A 722-nucleotide genomic window follows, 5' to 3' on the forward strand; every position below is an offset into this window, starting at 1 on the left:
CGCCCTTTGAAGTTTAAGGTGATTTTTCCAATCGATAAAACTTCTTCATCACAAACCATACTGTCCCTTGTTGGGGTAATGGCAATGACTTTTTGCACACCAGAAATCATGAGTTTTGAAATCCACCACGACAAACTTAATTCACGACCAATGGCTTGTTCTTGTCTCCATGCTGCTCTTAAATTTGTTTCCATTGTTGTGAGAATTTTCAAAGATGTTTCTGGTAACAGCCAAACATCTGCTTCTAAATCCAGCACTTTTTTGACAGCAGCGTGAACAATGATTGTATCATTGGTCATGATGATATTTTTTCTGTGAAGAGCTTCTGAGACTGTTTGTATGAGATCTTCAGATGCCGTTCCTTCTTCATTGTTGCCAAAAAGAGCAACATAGATGGTTGGGTCTTTGCCTTTACGGTAAACAATCGCATCCTTAACACGACTATCTGCTGTTAAGGCTATAAGCTTGTAATAGGGCTCTGTCCCGCTACCATTGCCACCACGGGTATGAAGTTGAATACGTTCACGATATCTCTCATCACTTTCACCCTCCATGCGGGCAATACCATGCCAGTTTCCCAAAGCGTCAAGAGATTCACCGGTTGCAAAATCAAGAATGTTATTGCGTGCCGCTTCGTTAATACGCTGTCTTAAAAGCAACTCTCGATAGCTAAAAGCCTCAATGACTTTTACGGACGGATCACTTTCAAGAATGCTATATTC

Annotated in this window: 1 protein-coding gene; it reads right to left on the bottom strand. The window is 41.1% G+C overall.

Annotated elements, in window-relative coordinates:
* Positions 1-722: baseplate J/gp47 family protein (locus PVV59_RS09810; RefSeq protein ID WP_273755887.1), on the bottom strand; the 722-nt coding region annotated here is incomplete at both ends.

It is taken from the genome of Bartonella sp. MM73XJBT.G (genome assembly GCF_028618435.1).
GTDB lineage: Bacteria > Pseudomonadota > Alphaproteobacteria > Rhizobiales > Rhizobiaceae > Bartonella.